We start from the raw sequence: 16,084 nt of genomic DNA on the forward strand, positions 1-16,084 counted from the left end.
TATCGTACGATGATCGACCGCCAGCAGCACGAACCCGTGCGCGAGGCACCCGAACGGGCTGCGCGCGATGGGCTTCGTCCCATTACCCTATCGAACAGGGACCTTCTCATGGTCAGCCGCACATCCGTGCTCGGCGTCACGTCGTTTTGCGCCATGCTCGCAAGCCCCACCGTTCCGGCCTTTGCCGACGAGCGCGCATCGCCAGCGCCCGATTCAAGCCTCGACGATATTCTCGTCACCGCACAGCGCCGCGCCGCGACGATCGAGAACGCGCCTTCGTCCAAGGCGTCGATCGACGCCGCGACGATCGCGACGACGATCAACGCGCGCAATGTAGAGGATACGCTCAAATATCTGCCGAGCCTCGTCGTGCGCAAACGCCATATCGGCGACAGCCAGGCGCCGCTCGCAACACGCACCTCGGGGCTCGGCGCCAGCGCGCGCAGCTTGATCTACGCCGATGGCGCGATCCTCTCGGCGCTGATCGGCAACAACAACACCTCGGCCAGCCCGCGCTGGAGCCTGGTATCGACCGAGGAGATCGCCCGCGTCGATGTGCTCTACGGGCCGTTCTCGGCGGCGTACCCCGGCAACGCGATCGGCGCCGTCGTCAATATCACGACGCGCTTGCCCGATAGCTTCGAAGGCACGCTGGTCGCGGGAACCACGGTGCAGCAGTTCGACCTGTACGGCACGCACCGCACCTTGCCGGCCTATCAGCTCGGCGGCACGTTCGGCGATCGGTTCGGGCCACTCGCGGTCTTTGGAAGCGTCGATCATGTCGACAGTCGCGGTCAGCCGATCGGCTTTGCCAGCGCCACCGCCACGAAAAGCGCGACCAGCACGCCGACGACGGGTGGCTATGACGACGTCAATCGCACCGGCGGTGCGATCCGGGTCGTCGGCGCGACCGCGTTCGAGCATCAAGTGCAGGATCGGCTCAAGCTCAAGGCCGCGCTCGATCTCTCCGCCGCGCTGCGGCTGACCTATGTCGGCAGCCTGTTCCTCAGCACCACCGATTCGACGGTCGAGAGCTATCTCACCAACCCGGCGAGCGGCCTGCCATTCTATGCCGGCACGACGATCAACAACGGCCGAATCTACACGCTGGCCGCCAGCGCCTTTGCCGGCAGCGTCTATCGCACCGAGCAGCGGCAATGGTCGCACAATCTGTCGCTCAACGGCAGCGGCGCGCGGTTCGATTGCCAAGTGATCGGAACGCTTTACGATGTCGACAATGATCAGCAGCGCATTTCGAACACCGCGCTGCCGGCTGTGCAAACGGGCGGGGCGGGTTTCATCACCGACCTGGCGGGAACCGGCTGGAAAACGCTCGACGCTAAGGGCGCGTGGCGATCGGATGCGGCGGCGACGCATACGGTGAGTTTCGGGGCGCACGCCGATTGGTACGAACTCGACAGCAATCGCTACAATACCAGCGACTGGGTCGGCGGATCGAAGGGTGCGCTCAACCTGCAAGGCAGCGGCAAGACGCGGACGTACGCGCTGTGGGCGCAGGATGCCTGGCGGATCCTGCCGCCGCTGACGCTGACGCTCGGCGGGCGCTACGAATGGTGGCGCGCGTATGACGGTGTGAATTTCGCGCAGTCGCCAGCGATCGGGCCGGTCCGTCAGCCGGCGTTGAGCAGCAATCGATTTTCGCCCAAGGCAGCGCTCGCTTATGCGATCGACCCGCACCTGACCGCGCGGCTGTCGTTCGGCCAGGCGTGGCGCTTCCCGACCGTCGGCGAGCTCTATCAGATCGTCACGACACCGGTCGCGTCGGTCCCAAACCCGAACCTGCGCCCCGAACGCGCGCGCTCGCTCGAACTGGCGCTCGAGCGGCAGGACAGCCGGGAAAGCTTGCGGTTCGCTTTGTTCAACGAAGTGATCAGGGACGCGCTGATTTCGCAGACCGGCCCGCTGGCGGTGACCCCGGTTCAAGTCGGCACCTATGTCCAGAATGTCGACGAGACGCGGGCGCGGGGGGCCGAACTCTCGGTCGCCCGGACGAACGTCGTCGGGCGGGTCGATGTCTCGGGCAGCGTGACCTATGCCGACGCGATCACCAGCAAGAATGCGGTCCTGCCCGGCGCAGTCGGCAAGCTGCTCCCGAGCGTGCCGCGCTGGAAGGCGACGGCGGTGGCGACCTGGCGACCCGTCGAGGGCGTCGCGCTGACGGCTGCTGCGCGCTACGCCAGCCGCAATTACGGTGCGCTCGATAACAGCGACGTGGTCGGCAACACCTATCAGGGCTTTTACAGGTATTTCGTCGTCGATCTGCGCGCGCAGTTTCGCGTCGCGCAGCATATCGAATTCGGGATCGGGGTCGATAACGTCAACAACGACCGCTACTTCCTCTTCCACCCCTTCCCGCAACGCAGTTTCGCCGCCGACGTGAAGGTGACGTTCTGATGCCGGCGATCGCGACCTCAGCAAGCACGGTTCCGGCCGGGCAGGCGCTGTACCGCTGGGTGTGGCGCTGGCACTTCTATGCCGGGCTGTTCGTCCTGCCCTTCATCCTAATCCTGGCGGTCACCGGATCGATCTATCTGTTCAAGCCGCAGGTCGAGCGGTGGGAAGAACGGGCGTTTCGCGGTCTCGGGACTGAGGGCGCAGTGGCTCCCGAGGCACAGCTGTCGGCGGCGCTGGCGGCCAATCCGGCGATGCGGTTCAACCACTATCGCCTGCCGCGCGAGGCTGGCGACGCCGCGATGCTGCAGTTGGTAAATGCGGACGGCAAACCGCGCGAGGTCTACGTCTCGCCGCAAGGGCGCGTGCTCGGCAGCCTCGACCCTGCGGCGCGGATCGAGGCGGTCGTTGCGCGGATCCACGGGTCGCTGCTGATCGGCACGCTCGGCGATCGGCTGGTCGAGCTCGCCGCGAGCTGGACGATCGTGCTGATCCTGTCGGGCCTGTACCTGTGGTGGCCGCGGCCGTTCCGGCTGGCGGGAACACTCTGGCCGCGATTCTGGCTGCGTGGGCGGCCGTTGCTCAAGGATCTGCACCGCGTCACTGGATTCTGGGTGGCGGGGCTGGTCCTGGTGATGCTCGCGAGCGGCCTGCCCTGGGCGGGCGCGTGGGGCGGGACGTTCAAATGGGTGCGAGCCGAGCTTGGGCTGGTGAAGGGGCGGCAGGATTGGAAGATCGGCGTCGATGGAGGCCACGCCGGTCACCACGGCGCGATGACCGATATGCCGACGGCCCGGGCGCCCGAGCCGAAGGGCCTGCCGCTCTCGGTCTTCGTCGCCAAGGCAGCGGCGGAGCGGATGGCGTTTCCCGTGCTGGTGCTTCCGCCGCACACCGTCCAAAAGTTCGGACCACCGACCGGCAAGGTGTGGACGGTGAAGTCCGAGGCGCAGAACCGCTGGCTGGATCGGCGCGTGACCTATGACCCCGCGAGCGGGATCGAGATCGGGCGATCGGGCTTTGCCGACCAGCATGTGATCGACCGGATCGTCAACACCGGGGTCGCCTGGCACGAGGGGCAACTGTTCGGCCTCGCGAACCAGCTGATCGGGGTGGCGACCGCGATCTCGCTGATCGCTATCAGCGTACTCGGCACGCTGCTGTGGCTCAAACGCCGACCGCGGGGGCAGGTAGAGGCGCCACCCCGGAGCGGCGCAGCGGCGCCGGTGTGGATGTTCGCGCTCGTCATCGTGCTCGGGGTGCTGCTCCCGCTGTTCGGCGCGTCGGCGCTGGTCCTCGCCTTGGTCGATCGGATCGCCATGTCGATCCGTGCGCGGCGTCAGACAGAGGTGACGGCATAGCGCAGCGCGACGATGCCATGCGCTTGCGTCTCGGCGCCGAGCAAGCTCAGGCGGACTTTGCCGTTCAAGCCCTCGGTGCCGTAGGTCACGATCCCGTCCACCGCCTCGCCGCCATCGAGCGCGGGCGCGACGAGGATGTGGAGTTCGTCGACCACTCCCGCCGCGAGCAGTGACCCGTTGATCCCGCCGCCGCCCTCGAGCAGCAGCTTGGCGATGCCGAAGTCGCGCCCCAGCGTCTCGAGGATCTCGGCGAAATCGAATTCGTGATCCGGCGAGACGATATAGGAAACGCCGTCGGCGGCCAGCTCTGCGAGATGGCTGTCCGCCACATCCGGACCGAGCAGCACGATGACGGCATCACCCCCCACGGTGCCACCGTCGAAATGCAGCTTGCCCGAACGATCGAGCGCGATCGCATAGCTGTCGGCGCGGGTCGCGACGTGGAGCGGTCGTTCGACCGCGCCCAGCGATGCGGGCGGATGCGGCGCGGCCTTCGACATCTCCGCCATCGTCACGCGGCCGACGAGCCAGGCGTTGCCGCCGAGCGCGTCGTGCGCGCTTTCATACGCGGCGGCCCAATCCTTGCGGCTCCCGTCGGGGCTTTCGGTATAGCGGCTGGGATGCAGTCGCCCGTCGATCGACGACTGCATCAGGCAAATCACATACGGCTTCGACGCCGCACCCGCGTCGCTCGGGGTTACCATTCGACACCGATCTTGCCGAAATGCCCCGCGCCCATCTCGTAGCGAAAGGCATCGCCGAGCGCCTCGAGCGGAAAGCGGCGATCGACCACCGGGCGGATTCCGGTCGCGTCGAGCGCGCGGACGAACTCCTGCTGTTCGCGCCGGCTCCCGACGATCAGGCCTTGCAGCCGCGCTTGCTTCGCCATCAGCGCCGCGGTGGGAACTTGGCCAGCGCCGCCGGTCAGCACGCCGATCAGCGAGATATGCCCGCCGACGCGCACCGCTTCGATCGATTGCGCGAGCGTGCCGGGACCGCCGACTTCGACGACATGGTCGACACCGCGGCCGTCGCTCCAGTCGCGCACCGCTATGCCCCACTCCGAGTGCTCGCGGTAATTGAGCGTGAAGTCTGCGCCGATGCGCTTGGCGCGCTCGAGCTTCTCGTCCGACGACGAGGTAATCGCGACGGTCGCGCCCATCGCCTTGGCGATCTGCAAAGCCCAGATCGACACGCCGCCCGTGCCGAGCAGCAGCACGCTGTCGCCCGCCTTGAGCTTGCCGTCGACGACCAGCGCGCGCCACGCGGTGAGGCCAGCGGTGGTGATCGCCGCCGCCTCGACCGCGTCATAACCCTTTGGCGCATGCGTGAAGGCGCTGGCGGGCAGCACGACGAATTCGCAGGCGAAGCCATCGATCCCGTCGCCGGGCGTGCGGCTGAAGTCGCCAATCGTCGCGCTGCCGTCCTGCCAGTCGGGGAAGAAGCACGAGACGACGCTGTCGCCGGGCGCGAATTCGGTGACGCCTTCGCCGACCGCCTCGACGATCCCGCCACCATCGGCGAGCGGGATACGGCCGTCTGCGGTCGGCATCCGCCCCGTCGCGACGCCGAGATCGTGGAAGTTGAGCGAACTGCCGTGCAGCGCGACGCGGATTTCGCCCGCGCCCGGCGCACCCGGATCGGGGCGGTCTTCAAGTGTCAGATGATCGAGCCCAATCGGGGCCTTGAGAACCATCGCCTTCATGCCGGAAATCCTTGCTGTGTGCGGGCGCAACGCTTGGGGGGCGTTAGTTTTCCCGCGATCACCCGATATTGCGGCGGGCGTTGTCTCCGTCGGAGCGAACCCGCTCGCGCATCGACTGCCGGACGTAGAACAGATGCGAGCCGACTTGCGCGATCTTGACCAGCGAGTCGCGCCAATAGGGGACCATCCAGTCGGCGTGATAATGCGTCGCGCGCCCGACGTCGGCGAACACCCGCCCCGCGAGCGCGCGGCGGGCGGCCTGGCGTGCGGCGGCCCAGCCGTCATGCACCGGCCGCCGCACGAACGATCCATCGCAGGTGAACGAGAATTGGCATCCGATCGTGCGCGTATAGCCTTGATAGACCACGCCGCAGATCGTCCGCGGAAAGCCGTGCGCGCGGACGCGGTTGAGGATGACCTGGATCACCGCTTTCTGTCCGCGCGCATCGTCGCCCGCTTCGTAGAGCGCGGCGGTGGCGAGGCATTCGGTGGCTTGCAAGCGCGCGGCGGGACCACCGTCGAAGCGGTAGCGCGCGGCGGGGACGCGGAAGCGCGGCTCGACCGGGACGGCGCGGTTCGATGCGCGGGCTTGCGCCATTGTCAGCGGCTTGGCGCGCTCCGGGTTCCGTTCTGCGGGCACCATTGGATAGAGGAACGTCGCGATCAGCAGGATCGCGGCGACGCTGCCGAGCAGCAGCAGCCAGGTCTCCGAAGCGGCGTCGCGCGCGACGCTGCGCGATTCCGAGCGTCGCTTTGGAGGGGGTGGTTTGCGCGCCATGGCCGCGCGCTTATTCAAAGCTTCCAGCCCGGGCGCAACCGCTCGTGTGTAGATGCCTGTCGGCGCGGGTTTTAGCGCGCGGTTTGACGGTCCGTGGGATCGGGGAGCACGACATAGGCGGCTCCCGGAACCGCCACCGACATACCTGTCGGGTGGAGACGCCCGTCGGCGTCGATCGTCAGCGTCGTCACAGTCTGCGCCTTCTCGTGCGCGACGATCACCAGCCCCGCATCCTCGAGCAGCAGGAAGTGGCGCGGCGAGGCGCCGCCGGTGGCGGCATGACCAAGCAGCGTCGGAACGCCGGCATCATCGAGCGCGAATACCGCGATGCTGTCATGCCCGCGATTGGAGACGTAAAGGCGATCGCCCGCGCGATTGATCGCCAGGTGCGCGACGATCGAATCGCCATGCCAGCCGTCGGGCAGGGTCGAAAGCGTGGCACGATGCGTGAAGCTGCCATCGCCGCGATCGAGCACGCTCAGCGTATTGTCGAGTTCGCCGATCACGTAGGCGCGCTGGTCGAGCCGCGGGTGGAGAAGAAGATGCCGCGGTCCAGATCCGGGGACGGCGCGATAGGCGCGTTGCGAGGCGTGCAGCGTTCCATCACTAGCAATCGGAAAGGCAAGGATTTCGTCGGTGCCGAGATCGGTTTGGTAGAGCCGGCGCCCGTCGGAGCTGAACCCGACCCAATGTGCGTGCGGCGCATCCTGCCGCGCCGGGTTTGGCCCCAATCCCCGATTGGCGCTGACCTGCACCGCGCCCTTCGGCAGCCCGCTAAGCGGATCGAGCCGCAGCAGCGTCACGCTTCCGCTCATATAGTTGGCGACCGCCAGCAGGGTCTCGGTCGGATCGAGCGCGATATGGCACGGCGCCGCGCCATCGACCGCGATCGACGCGAGCCGCTCCCACCGCTGGTTGGCGTAGCGGTGGACGCCGACGCTGCCCGCCTCGGCCTCATCGACGATATAATGCAGCCCGCGTCGCGGCGCATAGACGCTGAACGAGGCGTTGGGGGCGTCGGCGTAGGGCGCGCCGAGCCGCCACGCTCCCGCCTCGTCGCGGCACAGCGGCTGGATCCCGGCGCCACCGCCGCCACGATAGGTGCCGATGCCGACGCAGAGGGCAAAGGGAGTTTCGGTCATCGGAAATCCTGCTCGGCGGCGGCTACGGCGTTACGACGCAGCGCCCGCGACGCCGAGCTGATCGAGCACGAACGCCTGCCACTCGGCATTCTGGCGGAAGCGTTCGAAGCGGCCCGACTTGCCACCATGCCCCGCCTCCATGTTGACGCGAAACACCAGCGGATTGGCGTCGGTCTTGAGCTCGCGCAGCTTGGCGACCCATTTGGTCGGCTCGTAATATTGCACCTGGCTGTCCCACAGGCCGGTGCCGACATACAGCGCCGGATACGCCTTCGCCGCGACATTGTCGTAAGGCGAGTAGCTCAGCATATAGTCGTAATACGCCTTTTGCGCGGGGTTGCCCCATTCGTCATATTCGAAGGTGGTGAGTGGGATCGAGGCATCGAGCATCGTCGTCACGACATCGACGAACGGCACCTGCGCCACGATCGCCTTGTAATCCTGCGGCGCCATGTTGGCGACTGCGCCCATCAGCAGCCCGCCCGCGCTGCCGCCCATCGCCGCGACGCGGTCCTTCGCAACGTATTTCTGCGCGACGAGGAAGCGCGTGACGTCGATGAAATCGGTGAAGCTGTTGCGCTTTTTGAGCAGATGGCCGTCGTCATACCAGCCGCGCCCCATTTCCTGCCCGCCGCGGATATGCGCGATCGCATAGACCACGCCGCGATCGAGCATCCCGATCCGGCCGGGATCGACGCCGGGATCGGTCGAGATGCCGTAGCTGCCATAGGCATATTGGAATAACGGCGCGGTGCCGTCGCGCTTCACCCCCTTGCGATAGACGATCGAAACCGGCACGCGCGTGCCGTCGCGCGCGGTCGCCCAGACGCGCTCGGTGACGTAATTGGCGGGGTCGTAGCCCGGCACCGGCGCGACCTTGAGCACGCGCCGCGCGCCGGTCTTCACATTGACCTCATAGGTCGTCGTCGGCGTGACGAGTGAGCCGTAGGTGTAGCGCACCCACGGTGTCGCGGTCTCCTCGTTGACGTCGAGCGCCATCCGGTAGGCGGACTCGTCGGCCTTGACCGGGATCGATGTGCCGGCGTCGGTGAGCAAGCGGATCATGCGATTGCCGCCCTCGCGCTGGTCTATCGCGACGAAGCCGGCGAACGGCTTGAAGCTTTCGATGAACACGCTGTCGCTCGCCGGCGTCAGGTCGCGCCATGCGGAGACGCCCTTGGCGACGTCGGCATCGATGACCGTGACGACTTTGTAGTTCTTCGCCGCGCGGTTGGTGCGGATGATCCAGCGCCCGCCCTGATGATCCGCGGTGTAGCGGAACTCGCGGGCGCGCGGCGCCAGTACTGTGAATGCGCTCGGGTTCGACGCCGGCGCGCAGCGTTGCTCGTCGCTGACCGTGCTCCCGACGGTGATGCAGATAAAGCGATCGTCGGCGGTGCGGGCAATGCCCATCTGGAAGGTGTCGTCCTTCTCTTCGTAGAGCAGCGTGTCCGAGGCGGGCGCGGTGCCGAGGACATGCGCCATCACGCGGTAGCCGCGCAGCGTCACCGGGTCCTTCGCGACGTAGAGGATCGTACGATTGTCGTCGGCCCATACGACGCTCGGCTCGGCATTGGCGATCGTGTCGCTGCGCACCGCGCCGGTCGCGAGATCCTTGATCTTGAGGACGTATTGGCGACGCCCGACGGTATCCTCGGCCCAGGCGACCTGCGCATTGTCGGGGCTGACCGCCCAGTCGCTCAGCGCGAAGAAGCTGTGGCCCTTGGCCATTGTCGGCTCGTCGAACATCGTCGTGGTGGGCGCGGTGGCGGTGCCCTTGCGACGCTCGATCAGCGGGTAGTCGGCGCCGGCGGCGAAGCGCGAGGCGTAGTAATAGCCGTTTTTCGCATAGGGGACCGAGCTGTCATCCTGTTTGATGTGCGCGACTGTCTCGGCATAGAGCTTGGCTTGGAGCGGCTTCAACGGCGCGAGGCGCGCATCGGCATAGCCATTTTCCGCGGCAAGATAGGCGAGCATCGCCGGATCCTTGCGGGTGTCGTCGCGCAGCCAGTAATAGTCGTCGGCGCGCGCGCCGTTGGGCGAGGTTACCTGGAACGGCCGCTTGGCGACATGCGGGACAGGAGGCGGCGTCTGCGCCTCGGCCTGCGACCCCAGCATCACGGCGCCACACGCCACTATCGTCCACCGCATCGTCGCATCCCCTGTCGATCGAGTTCGCGGGGAGGGTGGCGACCCACCGCCCGACGCGCAAGGGGACTTCGCCACCCGCGCGTCGGGGCGCAGCGGTCACTCCGCCATATAAGCGGCGAACGGGTCCTTCCAGTCGGGGTGCCAGCGTGACAGGGCAGGGCGGTTCTCGGTCACGTCGCCGGCCGCCCAGGCGATCCGCTTAGAGTCCTGCTCCGACGTCGTCTCGTTATCGGGGCAGACGATGTAGAAATCGCCCATCGCGAGCCGCTCGAGCATCAGCGCAACGACTTGCTCGGGGGTCCATGCCCCCTCGGGCTTTTCGGTGATGCCGGGGCGCGTCATGCCGGTGAAGGTGAAGCCCGGGACCAGCAGATGCGCGCTCACCCGATCGCCGCAGCGAGTGCGCAGCGTGTGCGCGAGGCCTTCGGTCAGCGCCTTCACCCCGGCCTTGCTGACATTGTACGCGGTGTTGCCGGGCGGCTGGGTGATGCCCTGCTTCGAGCCGGTGTTGATGACGAGCGCCGGGCCGCCATGGTCGAGCATCGCGGGGACGAAGCTCTGCACGCCGTTGAGCACGCCGAGCAGATTGACGCCGAGCACTGCGTCCCAGATGTCGGCATCGGCGAACACGTCGCCGCCCGCGCCGATCCCGGCATTGTTCATCAGCAGCGCAACAGTGCCGTGGTCCGCGACGATCCGACCGGCGAGCGCGTGCATCGCCGCGCGGTCCGACACGTCCATGGTATGCGCGATCGCGCCATCGATCGAGGCGGCGGCGGCCTCGAGCGCCTCGCCCGACCGGTCGACCAGTACGACGCGCATCCCCGCCGCTGCAAAGGCGCGCGCGGCGGCGAGGCCGATCCCGCCTGCCGCGCCGGTGACGACGGCGAGGTTGCCCGGCGCGATCGCCGCAAACGAGGCCGTGCTCATTGGTCCACCGTCGCCATCGAGACCGCGGGGTAGCGCATCCCCTCGGCACTGCCCGGCGGCAGAACCGCATCGATCCGCGCGAGCGCGTCGGCATCGAGCACGATTTCGAGCGCGCCGAGATTGTCCTCGAGGTAGCTGCGCCGCTTGGTGCCGGGGATCGGCACCACGTCATCGCCCTGCGCGAGCACCCAGGCAAGCGCGAGCTGCGCCGGGGTGCAACGCTTGGCCGCCGCCATCTCCTTGATCGCCGCGACGAGATCGAGGTTCTTGGCGAACGCCGCACCCTGGAAGCGCGGATGCGCGCGGCGGCTGTCGCCTTCCGCCAGATCCTCAGGCTTGGTGAACTGCCCCGTCAGGAAGCCGCGGCCGAGCGGGCTGTAGGGAACGAAGCCGATGCCGAGCGCGCGGACGGTCGGCAGGATTTCGGCCTCGACGTCGCGGCTCCACAGCGAATATTCGGTCTGCAGCGCCGAGATCGGGTGCACCGCATGCGCACGCCGGATCGTCTCGGGCGCTGCTTCCGACAGGCCGAGATAGCGGACCTTGCCTGCCGCCACGAGCTCGCTCATCGCGCCGACGGTATCCTCGATCGGCACGCCCGGATCGACGCGGTGCTGGTAATAGAGGTCGATCACGTCGAGCCCGAGCCGCTTGAGGCTCGCATCGCACGCCTGGCGGACGTAATCGGGATGGCCGTTCACGCTGCGGAAGCTGCCGTCGGGCCCGCGGACGTCGCCGAACTTGGTCGCGACGACAACCCATTCGCTCCGCGTTCGCACCACCCGGCCGACCAGCTCCTCGTTCGTGCCGACGCCGTACATGTCGGCGGTGTCGAGAAAGGTGACACCGAGATCCAGCGCGCGGTTGATCGTCGCGACCGACTCGGCCTCGTCGCGGCTGCCGTAGAAGTCCGACATGCCCATGCAGCCGAGACCGAGCGCCGAGACTTCGAGGCCTTGCTGGCCGAGCTTACGCATTTGCATTGCGGACGTCCTTGTCGATGAGGAAAGCGAGCGCACAACGAAGCCGCGGGCGCTTGTTTCCAACGGGTTCGCGGCGGCCCGAATGCCGCGAACCCGCCGCCCGCCGGGTCAGTCGACGAGCGTCGCGGTATCGCCCATCAGCTTGGGGAAGAAACCTTCATGCGCAGTGCGCAGCGCGTCGAGCGTGACGACATGATCGTCGTCGGGCAGTTCGAAAATCAGCCGACCCGCGATCGTCCGGCCGATCCGCTCGATCTCGACCCCGGCGGCATCGGCGGCAGTGAGCGTCTCGAGCAGCAGATGGTCGGCGATCGTCGCGACGTAGAGGCCCTGGTCCTCGCCGAACAACGAGCAGGCCACGCCGCACGGCAGCGGCGCGTGGAGCATTGCGCCGACATTGCCCGCAAGCGCCATCTCGGCGATCGTCACCGCGACACCACCGTCGGACACGTCGTGGACCGCGGTGAGCGCGCCGGTGGCGATGTGCGTGCGGACGAACTCGCCGTTGCGGCGCTCGGCCTCGAGATCGACGGGCGGGGGCGGGCCTTCCTCTCGGCCATGGACTTCGCGCAGCCAGAGCGACTGGCCGAGATGCCCGCGGCGGTCGCCGATCAGGACGATCACGTCGCCGGTGCCCTTGTAGGCGATCGTCGCCGACTTCGACCAGTCGGCGAGCAGGCCGACGCCGCCGATCGCGGGCGTCGGCAGGATCGCCGAGCCGCCGCCGGTCGCCTTGCTCTCATTGTAGAGCGAGACGTTGCCCGAGACGATCGGGAAGTCGAGCGCGCGGCAGGCGTCGCCCATGCCGTCGAGGCAGCCGGTGAGCTGCGCCATGATCTCGGGGCGCTGCGGGTTGGCGAAGTTGAGGCAGTTGGTGACGGCGAGCGGGGTCGCGCCGACCGCCGAGAGGTTGCGATAGCATTCGGCGACCGCCTGCTTGCCGCCTTCATACGGGTCGGCATAGCAATAGCGCGGGGTGCAGTCGGTGCTCATCGCGAGCCCCTTTTGCGTGCCGTGGACGCGGACCACCGCGGCGTCGCCGCCGGGGCGCTGGACGGTGTCGGCGCCGACCTGGGTGTCATATTGCTCCCAGATCCAGCGACGCGAGGCGATATCGGGCGAGGCCATCAGCTTGAGAAGGTCGGCGGCGATGTCGCTCGCCTCTGGCGTGGCGCCGAGCGGGGGAACCTTGGCCCAGGCCTGATACTCTTCCTTCGACGCGGCGGGGCGGTCGTAGAGCGGGGCTTCGTCGGCGAGCGGGGCGAGCGGGATGTCGCAGACGGTCTCGCCGTCGAACTTCAAGACCATGTGGCCGGTCTCGGTGACCTTGCCGATCACCGCGAAATCGAGCTCCCACTTCTTGAAGATCGCCTCGGCGAAGTCCTCGCGGCCGGGCTTGAGCACCATGAGCATCCGCTCCTGGCTCTCGCTCAGCATCATCTCGTACGGCGTCATGCCGGTTTCGCGCTGCGGCACGGCGTTCATGTCGAGCTCGATGCCGACGCCGCCCTTCGACGCCATCTCGACCGCCGAGGAGGTGAGGCCGGCGGCGCCCATGTCCTGGATCGCGACGATCGCGTCCGATGCCATCAGTTCGAGGCACGCTTCGATCAAGAGCTTCTCGGTGAAGGGATCGCCGACCTGGACGGTCGGGCGCTTCGATTCCGAATCCTCGCCGAAATCGGCCGAGGCCATCGTCGCGCCGTGGATGCCGTCGCGGCCGGTCTTGGAGCCGACATAGACGATCGAATTGCCGATCCCGCTCGCCGCCGAGTAGAAGATCTTGTCCTGCTGCGCGATGCCGACGGTCATCGCGTTGACGAGGATGTTGCCGTCATAGGCGGGGTGGAAGTTCACCTCGCCGCCGACGGTCGGGACGCCGACGCAATTGCCGTAGCCGCCGATGCCGTGGACGACGCCCGCGATGAGGTGGCGCATCTTGGGATGATCGGGCCGGCCGAAGCGCAGCGCGTTGAGGTTGGCGATCGGGCGCGCGCCCATTGTGAAGACGTCGCGCAGGATGCCGCCGACGCCGGTCGCCGCGCCCTGATAGGGCTCGATGTACGACGGGTGGTTGTGGCTCTCCATCTTGAAGATGGCGGCCTGGCCGTCGCCGATGTCGATCACGCCGGCATTCTCGCCGGGGCCGCAGATGACCTGCGGGCCGGTAGTCGGCAGCTTTTTCAGATGGATACGCGAGGATTTGTACGAGCAATGCTCGGACCACATCACCGAGAAGATGCCGAGCTCGGTCAGGTTGGGCTCGCGGCCCATTGCGACGAGCACGCGCTCATATTCTTCTGTGGACAGCCCGTGCTGGGCGACGATCTCGGGGGTGATCTGGCTCATGGAGTGTGCCTTTAGCGGGCGGTTGCGCGTCCGTCACCCTTGTCGCGCGGGTCGATCTGCGACGAAGCGAGTTTGCTTGACTCGATTGACCCCCGGACGGGGTATTGTGCGCGGCGATCGTTTCCGATTTTGGCATGATCTGGCTGGTTTGTGGTCGCGCGGGCGGGCCGGCGTTGCGGTTCGCTGTTCCTAGACTTTCTACGATTTGAAAGAGCAGACCGGAACATACCAGAAACACGGCCTGTAGGACAGCGCTTTTACATCCTCCCCGGCACGGGGAGGGGGACCGTCCGCCCCCCTCGGGCGGATGGTGGAGGGGGACCTCCGCGACCGTTACGCTCGCGGCGCGCCCCCTCCACCCTTCGCTGAATGCTCAGGGTCCCCCTCCCCGTGCCGGGGAGGATTTAAAGTTACGCCTGCGCCTCCGCTACGAAATCCACGTCGCGGCGTTCGGGGCCGAGCCACGTCCACACCACCAGCACGAGCGCGGTCACCCCGGCGACGAGCGCCATTGCATAGCCGTAATTGCCGCCATGTGCCTCGGCGATCCCGGCCTGGAGCGGCCCGTTGCGCGAGGCGATCAAATTGCCGAGCTGATAGGCGAAGCCCGGAAACATCCCGCGCACCAGCGCCGGCGACAGTTCGTTGAGATGCACCGGCACGATTCCCCACGCGCCCTGCACCGCGACCTGGACGAGGAATGCGCCGAGCCCGAGCAGCAACGGGGTCTGCGCGAACGCCCAGAGCGGGATCACCGGCAGGATGAGCAGGCTGGCGATGATGATCGTGCGCTTGCGACCGATCGTCTCGGACCAGATGCCGAAACTCAGCCCGCCGACGATCGCGCCGATATTCATGATCGCGGTGAGCGTGCCGATCGTGTGCGTGTCGAACTTGTGCTGTTCGCGCAGGAAGGTCGGGTAGAGATCCTGCGTACCGTGGCTGAAGAAGTTGAACGCGGTCATCAGCACGACAAGGTAGAGCGCGATCTTCCAGTGGCGGGCGAGCTCGACGAACGGATTGGGCTTGGCCTCGTCCTTGCGCGCCTCGAACGCGGGGCTTTCGTCGACGTGCGAGCGGATGATGAAGACGAGGATCGCCGGCGCGATCCCGACGACGAACATGCCGCGCCAGCCGATCTGGTCGAACAGCAGGAAATAGACGAGGCTCGCGAGGAAATAGCCCGAGGGGTAGCCCGACTGGAGCAGCCCCGACACCGGCCCGCGCAGCTTGGGCGGGATCGATTCCATCACGAGGCTCGCGCCGATCCCCCATTCGCCGCCCATCGCAAAGCCGAACGCCGCGCGGACGACGAACAGCATCGTCAGCGAGGTGACGAAGGCCGAGACGAGCGAGAACGCCGAAAAGAGCAGGATGACGATCATCATGATCGGCCGCCGCCCGACGCGGTCGGCGAGCCAGCCGAAGAAGAACGCGCCGAACGGCCGTGCGGCGAGCGTGAGGAAGGTCGCCTCGGCGACGTGTTTCACGTCGGTGCCGTATTCGGTGGCGATCGCCGAGAGCATGAAGACGAGCAGGAAGAAGTCGAACGCATCGAGCGTCCAGCCGAGATAGCTCGCCCAGATCGCATTGCGTTGCGATGGGCTGAGCGTGCGCAGTTGGTCGATCAGCGTCATGGCGGCTCCGGGGCGGTCGGGGGGAGCTTAGGGGGGCGGGGCGGGGAGGCCAAGCGGTTAGGGGTAGAGCAATGGTTGCGACAAATGTAGTTCGCAGATCATGCCGGACACGATGACACTCTATTTCTTGGGTGGGACGGTGATCGGGTCGGTTGGCTGCTGGTTAACCGCTCTTGGCCTCAACCGTGTTTTCAAGCGCTCTCGCGAGTGGTGCGCTACGGTTGGAGCGGTAAGTTGGGCCTTCGCGAGCAGCGCGGCCATCTACGCTTTCTATTCCGTCAAAAGTGCGGATTTGGCCGCGCACCATCGAATGAACGTCGGATTTTTAGTGGTGATGTTGGCGTTGTGGGTTGCGGTTTCATTTCTGGGCACCGTGTTTGGAGCTTTGCTCGCCACTCCATTTGCCGCTGGCCGTCGATAAGCAATGAGATTTGACGGGCGCAGGTTTTTGAGTGGGGTCATGGCGCCTCCGGGGGGGCGAGCTTAGGGGGTAGGGCTGGGAGGCCAAGCGGTAACGGTGCAGGCTCGAGACGCCCCCCTTCGTCACCCCGGGCTCGTCCCGGGGTCCACCGTGCCGCGCGTTCTGCGTGTGTTGCTCTCGCGGGACGGTAGACCCCGGCACAAGGCCGGGGTGACGGC

Annotated in this window: 12 protein-coding genes; 3 read left to right on the forward strand and 9 right to left on the reverse strand. The window is 67.1% G+C overall.

The features are described from left to right. The first annotated feature begins 108 nt into the window (after window positions 1-108). Together QN347_RS08530 and QN347_RS08535 are read left to right on the forward strand one after the other, a co-directional pair. Window positions 109-2,415, forward strand: coding sequence for a TonB-dependent receptor (locus QN347_RS08530; RefSeq protein ID WP_322163464.1), 2,307 nt, complete (start codon window positions 109-111; stop codon window positions 2,413-2,415). Further along, window positions 2,415-3,770, forward strand: a complete 1,356-nt coding sequence (locus tag QN347_RS08535; protein ID WP_322163465.1) for a PepSY domain-containing protein — start codon at window positions 2,415-2,417, stop codon at window positions 3,768-3,770. Before QN347_RS08530 ends, QN347_RS08535 begins: the two co-directional genes overlap by 1 nt. Here QN347_RS08535 and QN347_RS08540 read toward each other — a convergent pair. The 9 genes from QN347_RS08540 to QN347_RS08580 all read right to left on the reverse strand — a co-directional run bounded on the left by QN347_RS08540 (window position 3,749) and on the right by QN347_RS08580 (window position 15,445). Then, on the reverse strand, window positions 3,749-4,474 hold the full coding sequence (locus QN347_RS08540) for a RibD family protein (protein ID WP_322163467.1): 726 nt from the start codon (window positions 4,472-4,474) through the stop codon (window positions 3,749-3,751). The genes QN347_RS08535 and QN347_RS08540 overlap by 22 nt on opposite strands. Further along, window positions 4,468-5,475, reverse strand: coding sequence for an NAD(P)-dependent alcohol dehydrogenase (locus QN347_RS08545; protein WP_322163468.1), 1,008 nt, complete (start codon window positions 5,473-5,475; stop codon window positions 4,468-4,470). The genes QN347_RS08540 and QN347_RS08545 overlap by 7 nt, the downstream gene beginning before the upstream one ends. A 58-nt stretch (window positions 5,476-5,533) precedes the next feature. Next, window positions 5,534-6,253, reverse strand: coding sequence for a cell wall hydrolase (locus QN347_RS08550; RefSeq protein WP_322163469.1), 720 nt, complete (start codon window positions 6,251-6,253; stop codon window positions 5,534-5,536). A gap of 71 nt (window positions 6,254-6,324) precedes the next feature. Beyond that, window positions 6,325-7,395: a lactonase family protein gene (locus tag QN347_RS08555; RefSeq protein WP_322163470.1), complete on the reverse strand. Its 1,071-nt coding sequence runs from the start codon at window positions 7,393-7,395 to the stop codon at window positions 6,325-6,327. 30 nt (window positions 7,396-7,425) lie between these two features. After that, window positions 7,426-9,546 carry a S9 family peptidase gene (locus QN347_RS08560; protein WP_322163471.1) on the reverse strand — a complete coding sequence of 707 codons (2,121 nt, stop codon included), beginning with the start codon at window positions 9,544-9,546 and terminating at the stop codon, window positions 7,426-7,428. Between the two features lie 96 nt (window positions 9,547-9,642). Then, the gene (locus QN347_RS08565) at window positions 9,643-10,476 is read right to left on the reverse strand and encodes an SDR family NAD(P)-dependent oxidoreductase (RefSeq protein WP_322163473.1); all 834 of its coding nucleotides are present in this window, start codon (window positions 10,474-10,476) and stop codon (window positions 9,643-9,645) included. Beyond that, window positions 10,473-11,459: an aldo/keto reductase gene (locus QN347_RS08570; RefSeq protein WP_322163475.1), complete on the reverse strand. Its 987-nt coding sequence runs from the start codon at window positions 11,457-11,459 to the stop codon at window positions 10,473-10,475. Before QN347_RS08570 ends, QN347_RS08565 begins: the two co-directional genes overlap by 4 nt. A 108-nt stretch (window positions 11,460-11,567) precedes the next feature. Further along, window positions 11,568-13,808, reverse strand: a complete 2,241-nt coding sequence (purL, locus tag QN347_RS08575; protein WP_322163477.1) for a phosphoribosylformylglycinamidine synthase subunit PurL — start codon at window positions 13,806-13,808, stop codon at window positions 11,568-11,570. Between the two features lie 410 nt (window positions 13,809-14,218). Then, window positions 14,219-15,445 carry an MFS transporter gene (locus QN347_RS08580; protein WP_322163479.1) on the reverse strand — a complete coding sequence of 409 codons (1,227 nt, stop codon included), beginning with the start codon at window positions 15,443-15,445 and terminating at the stop codon, window positions 14,219-14,221. Between the two features lie 112 nt (window positions 15,446-15,557). Here QN347_RS08580 and QN347_RS08585 point away from each other — a divergent pair, with 112 nt between their 5' ends. Beyond that, window positions 15,558-15,866 carry a hypothetical protein gene (locus tag QN347_RS08585; protein ID WP_322163481.1) on the forward strand — a complete coding sequence of 103 codons (309 nt, stop codon included), beginning with the start codon at window positions 15,558-15,560 and terminating at the stop codon, window positions 15,864-15,866. The last annotated feature ends 218 nt before the right edge of the window (window positions 15,867-16,084 follow it).

Source organism: Sphingomonas sp. 10B4 (assembly GCF_035019905.1).
Classification (GTDB): domain Bacteria; phylum Pseudomonadota; class Alphaproteobacteria; order Sphingomonadales; family Sphingomonadaceae; genus Sphingomonas; species Sphingomonas glacialis.

What these genes read in the sequence shown, in the direction of transcription:
- QN347_RS08530 (WP_322163464.1), top strand. Translation starts at nt 109, where the DNA reads ATGGTCAGCCGCACATCCGTGCTCGGCGTCACGTCGTTTTGCGCCATG.
- QN347_RS08535 (WP_322163465.1), top strand. Translation starts at nt 2,415, where the DNA reads ATGCCGGCGATCGCGACCTCAGCAAGCACGGTTCCGGCCGGGCAGGCG.
- QN347_RS08540 (WP_322163467.1), bottom strand. Translation starts at nt 4,474, where the DNA reads ATGGTAACCCCGAGCGACGCGGGTGCGGCGTCGAAGCCGTATGTGATT.
- QN347_RS08545 (WP_322163468.1), bottom strand. Translation starts at nt 5,475, where the DNA reads ATGAAGGCGATGGTTCTCAAGGCCCCGATTGGGCTCGATCATCTGACA.
- QN347_RS08550 (WP_322163469.1), bottom strand. Translation starts at nt 6,253, where the DNA reads ATGGCGCGCAAACCACCCCCTCCAAAGCGACGCTCGGAATCGCGCAGC.
- QN347_RS08555 (WP_322163470.1), bottom strand. Translation starts at nt 7,395, where the DNA reads ATGACCGAAACTCCCTTTGCCCTCTGCGTCGGCATCGGCACCTATCGT.
- QN347_RS08560 (WP_322163471.1), bottom strand. Translation starts at nt 9,546, where the DNA reads ATGCGGTGGACGATAGTGGCGTGTGGCGCCGTGATGCTGGGGTCGCAG.
- QN347_RS08565 (WP_322163473.1), bottom strand. Translation starts at nt 10,476, where the DNA reads ATGAGCACGGCCTCGTTTGCGGCGATCGCGCCGGGCAACCTCGCCGTC.
- QN347_RS08570 (WP_322163475.1), bottom strand. Translation starts at nt 11,459, where the DNA reads ATGCAAATGCGTAAGCTCGGCCAGCAAGGCCTCGAAGTCTCGGCGCTC.
- purL (WP_322163477.1), bottom strand. Translation starts at nt 13,808, where the DNA reads ATGAGCCAGATCACCCCCGAGATCGTCGCCCAGCACGGGCTGTCCACA.
- QN347_RS08580 (WP_322163479.1), bottom strand. Translation starts at nt 15,445, where the DNA reads ATGACGCTGATCGACCAACTGCGCACGCTCAGCCCATCGCAACGCAAT.
- QN347_RS08585 (WP_322163481.1), top strand. Translation starts at nt 15,558, where the DNA reads ATGACACTCTATTTCTTGGGTGGGACGGTGATCGGGTCGGTTGGCTGC.